Source organism: Pseudonocardia phyllosphaerae (genome assembly GCF_046546475.1).
GTDB classification, from domain to species: domain Bacteria; phylum Actinomycetota; class Actinomycetes; order Mycobacteriales; family Pseudonocardiaceae; genus Pseudonocardia; species Pseudonocardia phyllosphaerae.
In genome coordinates, this window is record NZ_JBKGXS010000004.1 from 92,940 (window position 1) to 109,509 (window position 16,570).

At 73.7% G+C, this 16,570-nt stretch carries 14 protein-coding genes; 3 read left to right on the forward strand and 11 right to left on the reverse strand.

Features of this window, described 5'->3' with window-relative positions:
• Positions 1 to 20: 20 nt before the first annotated feature.
• The gene (gene speD, locus ACLE50_RS10925) at positions 21 to 1,337 is read right to left on the reverse strand and encodes an adenosylmethionine decarboxylase (RefSeq protein ID WP_410943345.1); all 1,317 of its coding nucleotides are present in this window, start codon (positions 1,335 to 1,337) and stop codon (positions 21 to 23) included.
• Positions 1,338 to 1,401: 64 nt separating this feature from the next.
• Entirely contained in the window at positions 1,402 to 2,607 is a 1,206-nt protein-coding gene (locus ACLE50_RS10930) for a type III PLP-dependent enzyme (protein ID WP_410943346.1), read from the reverse strand.
• 77 nt (positions 2,608 to 2,684) lie between these two features.
• Here ACLE50_RS10930 and ACLE50_RS10935 point away from each other — a divergent pair, with 77 nt between their 5' ends.
• Entirely contained in the window at positions 2,685 to 3,191 is a 507-nt protein-coding gene (locus tag ACLE50_RS10935) for a pyridoxamine 5'-phosphate oxidase family protein (RefSeq protein ID WP_410943347.1), read from the forward strand.
• Between the two features lie 404 nt (positions 3,192 to 3,595).
• On the opposite strand, the gene ACLE50_RS10940 is transcribed toward ACLE50_RS10935, so the two are convergent.
• Both ACLE50_RS10940 and ACLE50_RS10945 read right to left on the reverse strand, forming a co-directional pair.
• Positions 3,596 to 4,738: an acyl-CoA dehydrogenase family protein gene (locus ACLE50_RS10940; protein ID WP_410943348.1), complete on the reverse strand. Its 1,143-nt coding sequence runs from the start codon at positions 4,736 to 4,738 to the stop codon at positions 3,596 to 3,598.
• Positions 4,738 to 5,928 (reverse strand): acyl-CoA dehydrogenase family protein, encoded by a 1,191-nt coding sequence (locus ACLE50_RS10945; protein ID WP_410943349.1) that lies wholly within the window; start codon positions 5,926 to 5,928, stop codon positions 4,738 to 4,740. Before ACLE50_RS10945 ends, ACLE50_RS10940 begins: the two co-directional genes overlap by 1 nt.
• Before the next feature lie 102 nt (positions 5,929 to 6,030).
• On the opposite strand from ACLE50_RS10945, the gene ACLE50_RS10950 reads away from it, so the two are divergent.
• On the forward strand, positions 6,031 to 7,503 hold the full coding sequence (locus ACLE50_RS10950) for an NAD-dependent succinate-semialdehyde dehydrogenase (RefSeq protein WP_410943350.1): 1,473 nt from the start codon (positions 6,031 to 6,033) through the stop codon (positions 7,501 to 7,503).
• A gap of 81 nt (positions 7,504 to 7,584) precedes the next feature.
• Here ACLE50_RS10950 and ACLE50_RS10955 read toward each other — a convergent pair whose 3' ends face one another.
• From ACLE50_RS10955 to ACLE50_RS10975, 5 genes are all read right to left on the reverse strand, one after another.
• Positions 7,585 to 7,857, reverse strand: coding sequence for a hypothetical protein (locus ACLE50_RS10955; protein ID WP_410943351.1), 273 nt, complete (start codon positions 7,855 to 7,857; stop codon positions 7,585 to 7,587).
• Positions 7,857 to 9,929, reverse strand: a complete 2,073-nt coding sequence (locus tag ACLE50_RS10960) for a hypothetical protein (RefSeq protein ID WP_410943352.1) — start codon at positions 9,927 to 9,929, stop codon at positions 7,857 to 7,859. The genes ACLE50_RS10955 and ACLE50_RS10960 overlap by 1 nt, the downstream gene beginning before the upstream one ends.
• Positions 9,926 to 11,728 carry a hypothetical protein gene (locus tag ACLE50_RS10965; protein WP_410943353.1) on the reverse strand — a complete coding sequence of 601 codons (1,803 nt, stop codon included), beginning with the start codon at positions 11,726 to 11,728 and terminating at the stop codon, positions 9,926 to 9,928. The genes ACLE50_RS10960 and ACLE50_RS10965 overlap by 4 nt, the downstream gene beginning before the upstream one ends.
• Complete coding sequence (locus ACLE50_RS10970; protein ID WP_410943354.1) at positions 11,725 to 12,102, reverse strand: hypothetical protein; 378 nt, start codon at positions 12,100 to 12,102, stop codon at positions 11,725 to 11,727. The genes ACLE50_RS10965 and ACLE50_RS10970 overlap by 4 nt, the downstream gene beginning before the upstream one ends.
• Positions 12,103 to 12,205: 103 nt before the next feature.
• Positions 12,206 to 13,222 carry a glycosyltransferase family 2 protein gene (locus ACLE50_RS10975; protein WP_410943355.1) on the reverse strand — a complete coding sequence of 339 codons (1,017 nt, stop codon included), beginning with the start codon at positions 13,220 to 13,222 and terminating at the stop codon, positions 12,206 to 12,208.
• A 535-nt stretch (positions 13,223 to 13,757) separates the two neighbouring features.
• Between ACLE50_RS10975 and ACLE50_RS10980 the strand changes: the two genes are divergently transcribed.
• Positions 13,758 to 14,657, forward strand: a complete 900-nt coding sequence (locus ACLE50_RS10980) for a glycosyltransferase family 2 protein (protein WP_410943356.1) — start codon at positions 13,758 to 13,760, stop codon at positions 14,655 to 14,657.
• A gap of 129 nt (positions 14,658 to 14,786) precedes the next feature.
• Here ACLE50_RS10980 and ACLE50_RS10985 read toward each other — a convergent pair whose 3' ends face one another.
• Positions 14,787 to 16,019, reverse strand: a complete 1,233-nt coding sequence (locus ACLE50_RS10985) for an SPFH domain-containing protein (protein ID WP_410943357.1) — start codon at positions 16,017 to 16,019, stop codon at positions 14,787 to 14,789.
• Between the two features lie 15 nt (positions 16,020 to 16,034).
• Complete coding sequence (locus tag ACLE50_RS10990; protein ID WP_410943358.1) at positions 16,035 to 16,478, reverse strand: NfeD family protein; 444 nt, start codon at positions 16,476 to 16,478, stop codon at positions 16,035 to 16,037.
• Positions 16,479 to 16,570 lie beyond the last annotated feature (92 nt).

The window sequence follows — 16,570 nt, forward strand, 5'->3', positions numbered from 1 at the left end:
GAGGGGCTCCCGCAGCGTGTTCAGCCGGTGATCCTGCGCAGCGACAACGGCGCCACGAGCCGGTGACGCAGGCTCGTGGCGTCCCACAGCTCGGGCCGTGGGGCGGCCGGGTCGCGCGCCTCCAGCGCGGCCGCGGCGGCCTCCCCCGGGTCGGCGAGCGGCTCGCGGACCCCGGCGAGGAAGGCCCACTCGTGCTCCTCGCACCCGATGTAGACGCCGCGCCCGCCGGTCGCGCCGAACACCGACGCGAACCGCTGCCACGCCGCCTTCAGGGTCGCGTCGCGCCACACCGCGGGGCTGCCTGCCTGGAACACCAGCACGCCGCCGTCGGTGAGCCGGTCGGCGCAGGCCCGGACGAACTCCTCGTCGTAGAGCCGGTTGATCTGGGCGTCCGGCTCGTCGGGGCGCTCGTCGGGGAGGTCGACGATCACCAGGTCGTAGTGCTCGGTGCTGTCGAGGACGAACTGCCTGCCGTCGCCGTAGGTGAGGCGGACCGGGCCGTCGCCGCGCTCGGCGGCGGTCAGCGACTCCGGGGTGTAGCCGTAGGGCAGGTACTCGGCGCAGATCTTGACGGCCTCGGTGTCGATGTCGACGTGGTCGACCTGCGACGCCCCGGCGGCCACGGCCATCTCCGAGGCGACGCCCTCGGAGGAGCCGACGATCAGCACCCGGTCGAGGCTGCGGGCCAGCAGCGCACCCGGCCAGACCAGCGCCTCGTGGTAGGTGAGCTGGGTGTGCTCGGCGGACTGGCGCTCGTCGTCGCAGAACAGGGTGACGCCCTGCTCGGTGTCGGCGACGACGACGCGCTGGAACCCGGTGTCGGCGACGGTGTGCACGGTGCCGAGCTCCCAGCGCCGGGTCAGCCCGGGCGAGATCGGCTCGGTGATCGCGTGCGGGGCGCCGCCGCGGTCGACGACCTGCAGCGCGGTGTCGGTGGCACCGACGCGCTCGGCGAGCCCGCGGACCGCGGCGACCGGGTCGGCCGACGGGCCGCAGGTGAACACGTCGACGTGCATACCGCCGTGCTCGGGCCAGGTGTGGATCGAGGCGTGCGACTCGGCGAGCACCGCGACGACGGTGGCGCCCTGCGGCTCGAACCGCTCGGTGACGACCTGGCGCACCTGGGCGCCGGCCTCGGTCAGGGCCGTGGCGAGGTCGTCGCGCAGCCGCTCGACGTCGTCGAGGACCGCGGGCGCGATGCCGCCGAGCTCGGCGAGCACGTGCCGGCCGACCGGGGACGCGGAGCTCGGCAGCGCCGGGGCGCCCGGCCCGACCGGATGCAGCTCCCCGGTGGGGCTCTCAGCAAGTGGAACGGTGAGCGGAGTGGAGGATGACACGTCCGTACACGCTAAACGCCGTGCCGCCGGAACGCGCTCCGGCGGACGGTGGTGATCACCTCCCTCAGGTGTCGGTGACCACGACCTCGAGCGGGCCGAACCCGTTGAACCCCACCGAGGCGTAGCTGGAGGTGTAGGCGCCGGTGCGCAACAGGTCGACGACGTCGCCGGCGGCCAGGTCCAGCGGCAGCGCGACCGGGGTGCGGCGGTAGATCACGTCGTCGCCGTCGCAGGTGGGGCCGGCGAGCACGCAGGGTCCGTCCGGCCCGGTGCGGCCGGGGGCCCGCACGGGGTAGCCGATCGCCTCGCCCTCGGTCTCGGCGAGCCCCTGGTAGCGGCCGACGTCGAGGTAGACCCAGCGGCGGTGGTCGATGCCGGGGCGCCGGGACACCCGCAGCACCGTCGCGCGGAGCACCCCGGCGTCGGCGGCCAGCGCGCGCCCGGGCTCGAGCAGCAGGTCCGCGGCGTCGACGAGCCCGTCGGCGACGCAGCCGTCCATCGCGGAGCCGACGGCGGCGGCGAACGCGTCCGGTCCGGTCACCGGGCTGCGGTAGGCCACCGGCCAGCCGCCCCCGAGGTCGATCTCGGGGCGGCGCAGCCCGGCGGCGTGCGCGACCTCGCAGGCGGTCCGGACGGCGGCGGCGTAGGTCTGCGGGCGGGTCTGCTGGGAGCCGGCGTGGAAGGTGAGCCCGGCCGGGACGAGCCCGGCGTCGCGGACCCGGCCCAGCAGCCGGACGGCCTCGGCGGGCAGAGCGCCGAACTTGCCGTGGAACGGCGTCGCGGAGCCGGTGTCGTCGACCGAGAGCCGCACCTGGACCCGGGCGCCGGGCACCTCGGCGGCCAGGGCGTCGACGTCCTCGCCGGAGTCGGTGACGAAGCGGCGCACCCCGAGCGCGGCGGCGGCCGCGGCGGCGCCGGGCCCGCGGACCGGGTTGCCGTGCTGCAGCAGGGCCGGGTCGGCGCCTGCGGCCAGGCACAGCTCGATCTCGGCGTGTGAGGCGACGTCGAACCCGGCGCCCTCCCCGGCCAGGGCGCGCAGCACCGCGGGCTCGGGGCAGGCCTTCACGGCGTAGAGCAGGCGGGCCGAGGGGAACGCGGCGCGCAGTGCCCGGTACCGCTCCCGCACGACGCCCGGGTCCAGGGCCAGGTACGGCGTCGGCCGGTCCCGTTCCCGTTCCAGCAGGGTTTCGAGACCGGGCGCGACGGGCTCCGGGGCGGGCGCTACGGCCGGCGCGACGGGGTCGGCGGAGCGCGGGGAGGTGGGTGCCACGTGCGGACATGCTGCCCGATCCCGATCTCCGTACGTGGTCGCGGGCCGGGGTCCGAAGCCTGGGCTACGGTCCGGGCATGACCGCCCCGAAGCCGCAGCGCCGCGCCCGGAAGATCGCCATGACCCCCGACGAGGTGACCGCGTTCCTCGGCGAGGAGCGCACCTGCCGGGTCGCGACGATCTCCGCGGACGGCCCGCACGTGACCCCGCTCTGGTACCTGTGGGACGGGGCTCAGGGCTCCGAGGGTTCGGGCGGCCCCGAGGGTTCCGGCGGCGGGACGTTGTGGCTGACGTCGTTGTCGCGGTCCCAGCGCTGGACGGACCTGGAGCGCGACCCGCGGGTGGCGGTCGTCGTCGACGCCGGGCACGACTACACCGAGCTGCGCGGCGTGGAGCTGCGCGGGCGGGTCGAGGTCGTCGGCGAGGTGCCGCGTACCGGGGAGCCGGACCCCGAGCTGGAGCGCGTCGAGCAGGCCTTCGCCGACCGCTACACCGGCGGGCACGTCGTGATCGACGGCCGGCACGGCTGGCTGCGGCTGCACCCGGAGAAGATCACCAGCTGGGACTTCCGCAAGCTGGGCTGAGCAGGGACACCCTCGGCGAACACCTCACCTACTGAGACATCGCCTACCGGGACAGCACGTACCGGACGACGCCGGGGAGCGGCAGTCCCCGTCTCGGAAGTACGTCACCCACTGAAGTACGTCACCCACTGAGGTACCTCACCTGCTGAGGCGGTACCTCACCTGCTGAGGCACTTCGCCGGAGTCTCCCCGCCTGCGTTCCCCGAGTGACGGCCCGGAGCGGACCCCGACCCGAGATGCCTCACCTGCTGAAGCACTTCGTCAGGGTGCCCCTCGCCTCGGTGCCCCTGCCCCCGGCACCGGACGCGCCGCGCAGGCCGGCGCGCCCCGGCCGATTCCCCCGCGGCCTGACCCCCGCGGCGCCGACGCCTCCGGTTCCCCTGCGGCGCCGACGGCTCCGGCGCTCAGGGCCGCCCGGTGACCAGCGGCCAGAGCCCGTCGGCGCCGGCGTCCAGAGCTGTCGCGCCGACCCGCTCGGTCCAGTAGGACTCGTTGCCGTCCTCGTCGCGCCAGGCCCAGAGCCGGGTCGTCAGCAGGCGCAGGTCGTGCTCGCGGGTGAACCCGATGGCGCCGTGCACCTGGTGCGCGATCCGGGCCACCGCCGTCGCGGTTTCGCCGCATCGGGCCTTGGCGGCGGCGACGGCGAACGCGGTCGCGGGGTCGGCGAAACCGAGCTGTTCGGCGGTGCGCGCCGCGGTCGCCGACGCCGACGCGGCCGCGGCGACCTCCCCGCCTGCCTCGGCGAGCAGCTGTTGCACGGCCTGGAATCGTCCGATGGTGCGGCCGAACTGCTGCCGCTCCCCCGCGTAGCCGACCGACCGGGCGAGCGCTCCGCGGGCGGCTCCGGCCAGCAGCAGCGACCGCGCCAGCGCGGCCCGCAGCACCAGCTCCTCGGCCACCCCGGCCGCCGTGCTGTTCCGCGCCGCCGTGCTCCCGGACGCCGCCGTGCCCCCGGACAACGCCGTGCCCCCGGACAACACAGCCGTGCCTCCGGACGACACCGTGCCCTCCGCGACTACGGCGTCCGCGGAGACGGTCAACGTGTCCCGCGGCTCCTCGGCCAGGTTCGTGCCCTCCTCGACCGTCACCGCTCCCGGTGCCACGGCGGCCCCTGCGGGCCCGGCGAGCACCGCCACCCGGTCCCCGTCCAGCACGACGACCGACGCCAGCGCCCGCCCCCACGGCACCCGCGGCAGCGTCACCGGCGTCTCCGCCGAGTCCCCCGCCGAGTCCCCCGCGGCCCCCGGCACCGGGCCCAGTACGGCCGTCGACGGCCCGTCCGGCAGCTCGACGCCGGCGGCCCGGGCCAGCCATCCGGCCAGCAGGTCGGTCTCGGCCAGCGGCAGCCGCGCGGCCCACGCGCCCGCGGTCTCCAGCAGCACCGCGGCGTCGGAGATCGTCCCGCCGAGGTCCGGGTCGGTGAGCGTCGTGAGACCGGCCTCGCGGCACGCCTTCCAGGCGGCGGCGTCGAGACCGGACGCGTCCGGGTCGTAGGAGTCCGCGAAGATCGACTCCGCGAGCTCGGCCAGCTCGGCGTTGCGTGCCATCAGCGCAGTCCCATCCCCCGCGCGACGATGCCGCGCAGGACCTCGTTCGTACCGCCGCGCAGCGTGAAGCCCGGGGCGTGCAGCACCGCGTCGGCCAGCAGCCGGGCGAACCCGTCCTCGGCGCCCGGGTCCGGCGGGACGTCGGCGAGCAGCCGGGCGGCGTCGACGACCTCGTTCTCGAACCGGGTGCCGACGTCCTTGACCAGTGCCGCGGCCAGCTCCGGCGCCTCCCCGGACTCCAGCGCCCCGGCCACGGCCAGCGACATCGTCCGCAGCGTCCACACCCGCGACACCAGCGCACCGACCCGCCTGCGAGTGCCGGCGTCGACGTCGTCACGGGCAGCCAGCTCCCCGACCAGCGCCGCCAGCAGCGGGTAGGTCGACAGGAACCGCTCCGGCCCGGACCGTTCGAACGCCAGCTCCCCGGTCACCTGCGCCCAGCCGTTCCCGATCTCGCCGAACACCCGCTCGTCGGGCACGAACACGCGGTCGAAACGCACCTCGTTGAAGTGGTGCGCGCCGGTGAGCAGCGGGATCGGCCGGATCTCCACGCCGGGCCGGTCCAGCTCGACGAGCAGCTGGGACAGCCCCGCGTGCCGGTCGTTCTCGTCGCGGGGCGAGGTCCGGACCAGCGCGAAGAACGCGTGCGCCCGGTGCGCCCCGGACGTCCACACCTTCGTACCGGTCAGCTCCCAGCCGCCGTCGACCTTCTCCGCGCGGGTCCGTACCGACGCCAGGTCCGAGCCCGAGTCCGGCTCGGACATCCCGATCCCGAAGAACACCTCGCCGCGCGCGATGCCCGGCAGGAACGCCTCCCGCTGCTCCTCGGTGCCGTGGCGCAGCAGCGACGGCCCGATCTGCCGGTCGGCGATCCAGTGCGCCGCCACCGGCGCCCCGGCGGCGAGGAGCTCCTCGGTGACGACGTAGCGCTCGAGTGCGGACCGGCCGTGCCCGCCGTAGCGGACCGGGATCGTCATCCCGACCCAGCCGCGCTCGGCCAGGCGCCGGGAGAACCCGGCGTCCCAGCCCGAGAGCCACACGTCGGCGCGGGGCTGCCAGGCTCCGGCGGCGCGCTCGTCGTCGAGGAAGGCCCGGACCTCGGCCCGCAGGTCCGCGAGGTGCGCGGGCAGCTCGATCGGGTCCGGGACGAGCGCGGGAAGCCGGGACGGTGTCGCTGCTGCTCCTGCCACGGCCCCATCATCACCCGTGATCACCACGTCCGCCCGGCCGCCCGCCGGTCGCGACGATCAGGGTGGTGACTGCCCGGCCGCCGCCACGGGTACGTTGCGGCCATGACCACCAATGCTGACGAGCGCAGGGTGCTCGACGCCGCCCGGACCGAGCTGTTCATCGGTGGGCAGTGGCGCGCCGGGGAGAGCGGTGCCACCGCCAAGGTGGAGGACCCGGCGACCGGTGAGGTGCTCACCGAGGTCGCCGACGCCACCCCCGCAGACGGGATGGCCGCCCTCGACGCCGCCACCGCCGCACAGCCGACGATCGCGGCGATGCCGCCGCGGCAGCGCAGCGAGATCCTCTACCGCGCCTACACGCTGCTCCACGAGCGCACCGACGACCTCGCGCTGCTGATGACCCTGGAGATGGGCAAGCCGCTGGCCGAGGCCAAGGGCGAGGTCGGCTACGCCGCGGAGTTCCTCCGCTGGTTCGCCGAGGAGGCCGTCCGGATCGACGGCGGCTACCAGATCGCCCCGAACGGCCAGACCCGGTTCCTCACGCTCCGCCAGCCCGTCGGTGTCTGCGTGTTCGTGACGCCGTGGAACTTCCCGCTCGCCATGGGCACCCGCAAGATCGCCCCCGCGGTCGCCGCCGGCTGCGCGTCGATCATCAAGCCGGCCCCGCAGACGCCGCTGACGATGCTCGCGTTCGCCCAGGTGCTCGCCGACGCGGGCCTGCCCGACGGCGCCCTGAACGTCATCAACGCCACCGACGCGGGCGCCGTGATGGAGCCGATCATCCGGGACGGCCGTGCCCGCAAGATCTCCTTCACCGGCTCCACCCCGGTCGGCAAGAAGCTGCTGGAGCAGGCCGCGGACAAGGTGCTGCGGTCCTCGCTGGAGCTGGGCGGCAACGCGTCGTTCATCGTGCTCGACGACGCCGACGTCGACTCCGCCGTCGAGGGCGCCATGATCGCCAAGATGCGGAACATGGGCGAGGCCTGCACCGCGGCGAACCGGTTCTACGTGCAGAGCGGCGTCGTCGAGGAGTTCACCGCCAAGCTCGCCGAGCGGATGGGAGCGCTCACCGTCGGGCGCGGCACCGAGGACGGCGTGAACGTCGGCCCGCTGATCGACGGCAAGGGCCTGGAGAAGGTCACCGACCTCGTCGCCGACGCGGTCGCCAACGGCGCGAGCGTCGCGCTGGGCGGCGAGGCCGTCGACGGGCCGGGCTACTTCTACCCGCCGACGGTGCTCACCGGCGTCCCCGCGGGCTCCCGGCTCAACCACGAGGAGATCTTCGGGCCAGTCGCGCCGATCACCGTCGTCGAGTCCGAGCAGGAGGCCCTCGACGCGGCCAACTCCACCGAGTTCGGCCTGGTCAACTACGTCTACACCCAGGACCTGGACCGGGCGCTGCGGATCTCGGAGAACCTCGACAGCGGCATGATCGGCCTCAACACCGGCCTCGTGTCCAACCCGGCCGCGCCGTTCGGCGGGGTCAAGGAGTCCGGCCTGGGCCGCGAGGGCGGCATGGTCGGCATCGAGGAGTTCCTCGAGACCAAGTACGTCGCCATCGGCTTCTCCGGCTGACCCGCCCCCGTACGACGAGAGGCCCGGCGGTCCCCGACCGCCGGGCCTCTCGTGTGTGTGCTGTGCCGCAGGTGCTGCGGGTCAGCTCGCGTCCGGGTCCTGGCCCTGCTGGATCTGCTGCTGGCTGGCGCTCTGCTCACCGTTGAGCAGCAGGTCGGCCAGGGTCGTGCCGCCGTTGAACACCATCAGCACCAGCAGCACCGCGATCGCCCCGACGAGACCCGTGGTCAGCGACCGCTGGGTCGAGCCGCCGCTGGTGAGCCGGCCGCGGTTGGTCTCCACGACCCACGCCCGTGCGCCGAACAGGCCCAGGACCACCAGGAACACGATCCAGGTGAAGACGAATCCCACCATCAGTTCCCCCCGGTGTTCTGGTTGTCGTTCTGCGCGTCCGGTGCGGCCGGTGCCGGGTTCTGCTGACCGCCTGCCGGGACGGCGCCCTGCCCGGTGGACACCAGGATCGCGTTGAAACCGTGCGCGTAGGTCTGCTTGTACTGCCCCGACGCGATCAGCTTCTTGCGGATGTCGAGCGTCCAGCCCGGCTTCTCGCCGTTGAGCACGACGCCCTGGTCCTCGATCGAGCCGTAGAACAGCAGCGTCTGCGGCTGGACCTGGTCGATGCAGCGGAACGGGTCCTGGGCCAGCACGTTGCAGCCCTGCCCGCCGACGGCCATGTTGTTGTGCTCGCCGACGCCCTCCAGGGCGTACGGGCCGACCGTGGACAGCGGCTGCACCGTGGCCCCGCGCGGGGCCTGGTCGTAGGCCAGCCGGGTCATCTGGACGTCCTCGGTGGTGACGTCGGTGTAGGCCTCGTTGCCGCCCCGGATCAGGATGAGCAGGCCGAACACCGCCACCATGCCGGCCGCCAGGAGCCGCTCGCGCTTGCGGTCGACGCGGGCGAACGCCCGCAGCGCGTCGGTCGCGAGGATCGACAGGATCGGCAGGCCGTAGAGCAGCACGCGCAGCAGCAGCTCACCGCCGTAGCTCTGCACGACCGCCATCCCCATCGGGACCACGGCCAGCAGGATCGGCACCAGGTCGCGGCGCCGCTTCCAGTAGACCCAGGCCCCCGCGAAGCCGATCAGATAGGTCACCACGGTCATCGCGATCCGCAGGCCCTTGCCGACCAGCTGGCCGGTGTCGCCCTCGAGCCGGTCGGCGACACCCGCGGCGAGCGCGCCGCCGTCGTCGCCGCTGCCGACGATCATGCTGATCTGGGTCAGCCAGAAGTCGCGGGCGCCGATCAGGATGAACACCCCGACCGCGAGCATGGCGACGATCAGCAGCCCGCGGCCGCGGAACCGGCCGACCACCGACAGCACGAACAGCTGGCCGATGATCGCGAACGGCGTCAGCTGGTGGGTGGGCGCGACCGCGATCACGCACAGCGCCGCGCAGAAGTAGATCAGCAGCAGCTGGCGGGCGGGAAGCGTCGGATGGTTCGGCGGGGTCATCGCGCTGATCAGCCAGCGCCGCCAGCGTGGCAGCGGCGGCGCACCGCGGTGCGCCTGCGGCCAGCCGGGGACACCGGCGTTGTCGATGCGGCGGGTCGCCAGCGGGCCGAGCGCGAACGTCAGCACCGTCAGCAGCAGCACGATGCCGGTGGCCTGCGGGGAGAAGTAGTCCTGCTCGATCCAGTTCAGGCCGATGAACAGCCAGGCCGCGACCCACGGCGCCCGGGTGCCGCCCAGCATGGAGCGGGCCAGGGCGTAGACACCGATCGCCCAGACGGCGACGACGGCCGGCGGGTACCAGCGCAGCACCGTGTCGAGCTGGTCGGCGCCGGCGGCGTCGCGGAACCAGGCCCACTCGGCGAAGAACGCCGGCCAGTAGAACCGGGCGTCGATGCCGGTCGGCGGGACACCGGCGCGGCCGACGGCGTCGACGAAACCGGAGATCAGCCAGGCCGTGGTGAACCGGGCCTGCGGCTGCACGACCGAGGGCAGACCGGTCGAGCACAGGATCAGCACCGCCGACGCGGCGCCGAGCATCGGCACCCGCGGGCGGCGCGACCACAGCTCGGTGACGCACGCGCCGATCGCGAACAGCAGGGCGAGCCAGCCGAACGGGCTCAGCACCGCGGCGAAGCCCCAGCCGCCCAGGTCGGACAGGTCGGTGGTCGCCGCGGCCAGCGGGAGCATCAGCACCGCGAGCACGGCGAGCAGCGGGGCTCCCCAGGTCCACAGCGGGGCCCCGGGGGCGGTGCTCAGCAGGCCGGACCGCGACGGGCCCTGCCCGCCGGGCTGCGCGGGCGCGGCGCCGTCGGGCAGCTGCTCCGGCGGCGGGCCGACGGGCTGGATCAGCTGCGTCCGCTCGCTCGGGCCTGCCTCGGCCGTCTGCGTGCCTCCGGCCGGCGAGCCGGGGTCCGGCTCGTCGGACCGGGACGACGGGTCCGGGGAGCCCGGCCGGCGGGTCTCCGACGTCACGACGTCACCTCCGAGGTGGGCCGGCGCTTCCACGCCGGGAGGAACCTGAGTGCGAGGGCGCAGATGATCTGTGCTCCGAGGTATCCGAGGACGAAGGGCAGCATCACCAGCCCGGCCGAGGTGTGCGCGGGGTCGGGCAGCGGCACGACGAACGCGAACCCGACGACCAGGCCGGTGTTCACCAGCTGCAGTTTCGCATACCCCATCCCGTCACCGTCCGCCTGACGACGAGCCAGCTCGAACACCACGATCAGCCGGAACAGCAGGCCGAGCATCAGCACGGCCAGTGCCGGTGCGCCGACGGTGTAGCCGGACCCGAGGACGGCGAGCACGGGGTAGCCGAGCAGGGCGCCCAGCGCCAGGATCGGCACGAACAGCATCAGCATCCGGCGCCGGGTGGCGCGGGCGAGCTCCTCGCTGCGGTGCGGCTCCCGCGCCGTCTGCACGGCCAGGGAGTTGGTGAAGAACGTGGCGGCCAGGTCGACGACCGTGACGGCCTGCCAGATGATGAAGAACGTCGCGCCGATCTCGTTGCCCATGCGCAGGTTCGCCAGCAGCGGCACCTGGTTGTAGAGCGCGGCGTTGCCGGTCTGGGCCAGCGCCGTCGGCAGCAGGAACGCGATCATCGTCGAGCGGGCGGGCAGCACGCCCGGCCCGCCGGATGCGGCGAAGCGCCGCACCATGAACCAGAGCACGACCGTGCCCGCGGCGACCCACACCACGACCGGGACCGCCCAGGACAGGATGAAGCCCTCGGCCTTGAGCGACACTCCGAGCGCGACGAGCAGCGCCAGCCGGACGACCGCGAAGGTCCCGTTGCGCCACACCGCGATCCATGGCCGCCCGACGGCGACCATGGCGAAGTCGTGCACGACGAACACGCCCCAGCCGGCACAGGCCAGGACGAAGAGGACCATCCCCCAGGTCACGTTCCCGCCGCCGGCGGTCTCGATGATGCTGGGGACGAGCGTGCCGTAGATCAGCCCCATCAGGCCGGACAGCGGCATGATCAGCAGCAGCGACCCGAACACCAGCCGGACCGACTTGCGCCCGGCCCCGGGGAGCCAGCGCATCAGGCCGATGCCGAGGTTCAGCTGGGCGGCGCCGCCGATCAGCTGCATCGCCGAGACGAACTCCGAGGCCCGGCCGACGTCGGCCTGCGGCATGATCCGGGTGGAGATCAGGACGACGAGCAGGCCCGCGACGGAGCCGAACGCCGAGCACAGCGACAGCGCGACGCCGTCGCCGATGCCGCCGTTCTTCGGGTGCTCGTCCCCGGGCCCGTCGGTGCCGGTCGTGCCGGGGCCACCGGGGTCCTGCGGGCCGTCGAGGTGGCGGGTCGCCGGGCCGTCCTGCGGCGCGGGCCCGGCGTCGTGCGGCGCGATCCGCGCGGTCGCCTCGGCGCCCTGCTCCGCGGCGGGCGGCGCGGGCTGCTCGCCCGGCCCGACGACGGGCAGGTACTCGGTCGGGTGCTCGCGGTGGTCTCCGAGCTCGCCGGCGTCGTCGGGCCGGTCCCCGGCCGCGTGGGCGGCCGCACGGCGGCGGCGCTCCCCGGCCGCGGGCAGCCACGTCGTCGGCGGCTCGAACGGCTCGCCGTCGTGGGCGGCCGGCTCGCTACGGGGCGCGGAGTGCGTCTCGTGCGGTGCGGGGTCGTGCCGGGCCGGCTCCGGGTGGTTCCACGGCGGTCGTGCCGGGTGCCGGGGGCCGCCCGGCTCGTCCGGCTCGGATGCGGCGTGCCTGCCACCGGAGCGGGCGGAACGCTCGGGTGTGACGGCGGAGTACGGGCCGGACGGCCTCACTGGGCGACCACGGCGTGCCGTACCAGGAACGGGATGCTGACCAGGGTCACGAGGAACAGGGCGACGCTCGGGTACCAGAGGCCGAGCCCGACCATGATCTGGCCGACGATCAGCGTGACCGCCGTCCCGACGCCGAGGGTCAGCAGCCACACGTGCGCGGCGGGCGCGCGGCGCAGGAAGCCCGCGGCGGCCCAGCCGGGCCCCAGCAGCAGGGACGCGATCGTCAGGAGCAGCCGGAACTCCCCGGCGTTGCCGCCGGAGACGTCCATCACGTTCATCACGCACGCGAGGACACCGGCGGCGATCAGCAGGATCGCCACGGCGCGCCGCGCGGTCCTCGCGCGGGTCACCTCTGCTGCGGACGGCACGCTCACCGCGGCACTCCCCTTCTTCCGCTCAGCGGCCGCCGGCCCTCACAGGACCGGCGGCCACGACTGTCGTTGCGGGGACCGTCGCGGCGGCCCCGGGCGTCCTGGTTCAGGACGCCTCCTCACCCCATGCGTACCGCATCCCGCCCTGGTCGGAGCGGTGGGCCCCGCCGGTGGCGGGCTGCGGGTCGCGGGGGGCGGGCGCCGGAACGGGCGAACCGGTCACCGGGCCGTGCGTGGTGCCGTTCACCGCACCGTTGGTGGCGCCGTTCACCGAGCCGTTGGTCGCAGAGGTGCGGCGGTGCGCACCGTTGACCAGGTGGCCGTTGCGGGCGGCCGGAGCCTCCGGCGGGACGACGGCGGCAGCCGGCGCCTCGGGCGCACCGGAGCGGGCGGCGGGGCGCTCCTCACGGGAGGCGCGGCGGCGCTCGGCGGCCAGCGTGCGCAGCACGCGGGTGCCGTCGGCGAAGGTACGCAGGTTCGTGTCGCCGAACATCCGCTCCTTCTCCACCGAGGGGACCTCGGTGATGGCGAGCCCGGCCGAGGCGACGCGGCAGTTCAGCAGCGTCTCGATCTCGAAGCCGTCGCCCCAGTACATGCCCTCGTCGGGGTGCGGGGGCATGTCGACCGCGGGCAGCTCCAGCAGCGGGAGGATGTCGACCCAGAAGGCGTTGTAGCCGTAGCACAGGTCGGTGTAGCGGGTGCCGAACAGCGTGTTGGCGACCAGGTTCAGGCCGGCGTTGCCGCTCTTGCGCAGCAGCGTGATGTCCTCGCTGCCGCCGCCCTTGGCGAACCGGGTGCCCTTGGCGAAGTCGGCGCCGTCGACCAGCGCGTCGACGAACCGCGGGATCTCGGCGGGGTCGGCGGAGCCGTCGGCGTCGAACATGACGGCGATGTCGCCGGTGACCGCGGCGAAGCCGCACGCCATGGCGTTGCCCTTGCCCTTGCGGGTCTGGCGGACGATCTTCACGCCCGGGAGGACCCGCTGCGCGGTCTCGACGGTGCCGTCCTTGGAGTTGCCGTCGACCACGATCACCTCGTGGACGGCGGGACGCACCGCGGCGATGGCCGGAAGGACCACCTCGAGGTTGCGGGCCTCGTTACGGGTCGGCACGACCACCGACACGCGCGGATGGCGTGGGCGGCTCGTGTCGTTCTCTGGGCGCTGGTTCACCGGTCTCTCCCCCGAATCGATCGGTTCGTTGCGCACGCGGATGGTGAGCATTGCGTGGTCGGTGCCCCGGGCGACTCTGCCGGCACCACATTCCGTTGCCCCGGAAGAGGGGCTGTACGGCATATCTCCACCGACCACGCTTGCGTTACGTGACGTCCGCCGCAGCGTGGATCACCCGATCGTGCGTCGAGCGGGCCGACGACGATCACCGGGAGGTGATCGGCCGCCGTGGACACAGTTCGGGACAGTACCGACCCGATCGGGGCCGCTGACCGGCGGGACCGCAGTTCGGGACCGGTCGTCACCGTCGGTCGACGGACCCGCGACACGCGGTGTCCGGCCGTCCCGCGGGGGCGACCGCCCGCCGACGGCGGTCACTCCGTGCAACGGTCAAGCGTGTGCAGTGCGTGACGAGGTAGCCTCGGCTGCCGCTCGTGCTGTTGTTCCGGTCTCCTGCGTTCGCAGGAGCGATTCCTTGAGGTGGTCGATGAGGCCCGGCGGCTTCCTGCCCAGTGTGTCGGTCTGCATTCCCGTGTACAACGGGGAGGCGTTCCTGGCCGAGACCATCCGGAGCGTGCTGGACCAGACCTGGCGGGACTTCGAGCTCGTCATCCTGGAGAACAACAGCTCCGACGCCAGCTGGGAGATCGCGACGTCGTTCCGCGACCCGCGGATCCGCGTCGAGCGCAACCGGGAGACCCTGCCGCAGGGCGAGAACTGGAACCGTGCGGTCCAGCTGTGCCGGGCACCGCTGGTCAAGCTGCTCTGCGCCGACGACCTGCTGCATCCGCGCGCCCTGGAGCTGCAGGTCCCGCCGATGCGTGACGACCCGTCGATCGCACTGGTCGCCTCGCGCCGGCACATGATCGACGAGCAGAGCCGGGTGATCGTCCCCCGCCGCGGCCTGTCCGGCGGCCTGGTCGGCCTGCACTCGGGCAGCGAGGTCGCCCGCCGGGTCATCCGCAACGGCGCCAACCCGATCGGTGAGCCGGGCAACGTGCTGTTCCGCCTGGAGCAGTTCGTGACCTCCGGCGGCTGGCGCCCCGAGCGCCGCTTCATCATGGACCTCGACGCCTGGATGCGGCTGCTGCAGTACGGCGACTTCCTCGGCATCCCCGAGACCCTCGCCGCGTTCCGGATCGCCCGCGGCTCGGTGTCCTCGGAGTACGAGCAGCAGATCTCCGAGCAGCAGCAGGAGCTGTTCGACGAGCTGGGCTCCGACGGCGCGTTCGACGTGCGGCCGGTCGACATCACGATCGGCCGGGTGGCACTGCCGCTGGGCCGGGCGCGGCGCAAGGCGCTGTTCACCGTGTCGAAGATCGTCGCCAAGCGGGACGACAGGACCGCGAAGAAGAGCGCCGACGAGGAGGCCTCGGCCTCGAGCTGAGCCCTGCACCGATCCCGCACGACCGCATACGAGCAGAGGCCCGGTGTCCCTCAGGACGCCGGGCCTCTGCTCGTCGGTGCTCGTCGTGCGGCCGCTGCTCGTGGTGGGCCGGTGCCCGCCGGCCGCGGCTCAGTCCTGCCTGCGCCCGTTCGACTCCGGGGCCGGGACGGCGCCGTCGCCGGGGATCTGCGTGGTGGCGGCCTCGGGAGCCGCCGCGGCGATCCGGGCGGTGCCCGCACCGCGTGGGCTCTGCTCGCCCACCGGCGGCACCTCCGCCTGGGCGGCGGCCGTGGCCTCCGCGACCTGGCGGGCGATCTCCGGGTCGGTGGAGGTGTCGAACCACTCCTTGATCGACTCGTCGTCCTCGGCGGGCCGGGAGACCGCGCCGTCGTCGGCGCTGGGCTGGTAGCGGAAGACGCCGTCCTCCCCCGGGGCGCCGAGCATCCGGGTGAAGCCCTCCAGGGCCTTCCCGAAGTCGGACGGGACGACCCACAGCTTGCTGGCCTCGCCCTCGGCCATCTGCGGCAGCGTCTGCAGGTACTCGTAGGCGAGCAGCTCCGGGGTCGGCTTCCCGGCCTTGATCGCGGCGAACTTCTTCTCGATCGCCTTCGCCTCACCCTGCGCCTCGAGGTACTGGGCGGCCCGGCGGCCCTGCGCCCGCAGGATCTCCGACTGCCGCTCCGCCTCGGCGGAGAGGATCGCGGCCTGCTTGGCGCCCTCCGCGGAGAGGATCTGGGACTGCTTCTGCCCCTCGGCACTGCGGATCGCGGACTCCCGCTGGCCCTCCGCGTTGAGGATCATCGCCCGCTTCTCGCGGTCGGCCTTCATCTGCCGCTCCATCGACTCCTGGATCGACGGCGGCGGGTCGATGGCCTTGATCTCCACCCGGGCGACCCGGATGCCCCAGCGCTCGGTGGCCTCGTCGAGCTCGCCGCGCAGCACCGTGTTGATCCGGTCGCGGCTGGTCAGCGTCTGCTCCAGCGTCATGCCGCCGACGACGTTGCGCAGCGTCGTGGTCGTGATCTGCTCGACGCCGGCGATGTAGTTGGCGATCTCGTAGACCGCGGACTTGGCGTCGTTGACCTTGAAGTAGACGACGGTGTCGATGTTGACCGTCAGGTTGTCCTGGGTGATCACCGGCTGCGGCGGGAAGGAGACGACCTGCTCGCGCAGGTCCACCCGCTCCCGGGTCCGGTCGACGAAGGGCACCAGGATCGCCGGGCCGCCCTCGCGGGTGCTGTGGTAGCGCCCGAGACGTTCGATGATGTAGGCCCACTCCTGCGGCACGATGACGATCGACTTCACGACGACCGCGACGACCAGCACGAGGACCACGATCAAGATGATCAGTCCTGCGTCCATGCGGTTCTCCCCTTCCTAGAGTTCCCCCCGACCGGTGACGAGCACGGCCGCCCCGGTCACCTCCATCACGGTCACCAGGGCGCCCTCCTCGAGCACCTCGTGACCGTCGAGCGACCGGGCCGACCACAGCTCGCGGCCCACGCGCACCTGCCCGGTGGTGCCGTCCACCCGTTGCACGACCTCGGCGGTCGCGCCGACGAAACGGTCCTGGTGGCGGTCGAGCAGGCCGGTGTGCTGCTGCAGCTTGCGTTTCGCCGCCGGCCGCGCCGCGACCAGCAGCAACACCGAGACCAGGGCGAACACCCCCGCACTCCCGAGCGTGCCCAGGCCCAGCGCGGACGCGACGGCCGCCGACAGCGCTCCCCCGCCGAGCATCGCCAGGAACAGCTCACCCGACACGGTCTCGGCCACGACCAGCACGACTCCCGCGATCAGCCAGAGCAGCGCGAGAGGTAACACACCTCCACCCTGCCACGCGTCGAGCACCGAGCGCTGCCGAATGACTCCCTATCGTTATGCCGATTTGCCCGGAATGCCGGATCCGGGCGGTT

Coding starts and splice junctions, on each gene's coding strand:
- ACLE50_RS10935 (WP_410943347.1), top strand. CDS start 2,685: ATGACCGCCCCGAAGCCGCAGCGCCGCGCCCGGAAGATCGCCATGACC.
- ACLE50_RS10940 (WP_410943348.1), bottom strand. CDS start 4,738: ATGGCACGCAACGCCGAGCTGGCCGAGCTCGCGGAGTCGATCTTCGCG.
- ACLE50_RS10950 (WP_410943350.1), top strand. CDS start 6,031: ATGACCACCAATGCTGACGAGCGCAGGGTGCTCGACGCCGCCCGGACC.
- ACLE50_RS10955 (WP_410943351.1), bottom strand. CDS start 7,857: ATGGTGGGATTCGTCTTCACCTGGATCGTGTTCCTGGTGGTCCTGGGC.
- ACLE50_RS10980 (WP_410943356.1), top strand. CDS start 13,758: ATGAGGCCCGGCGGCTTCCTGCCCAGTGTGTCGGTCTGCATTCCCGTG.
- ACLE50_RS10985 (WP_410943357.1), bottom strand. CDS start 16,019: ATGGACGCAGGACTGATCATCTTGATCGTGGTCCTCGTGCTGGTCGTC.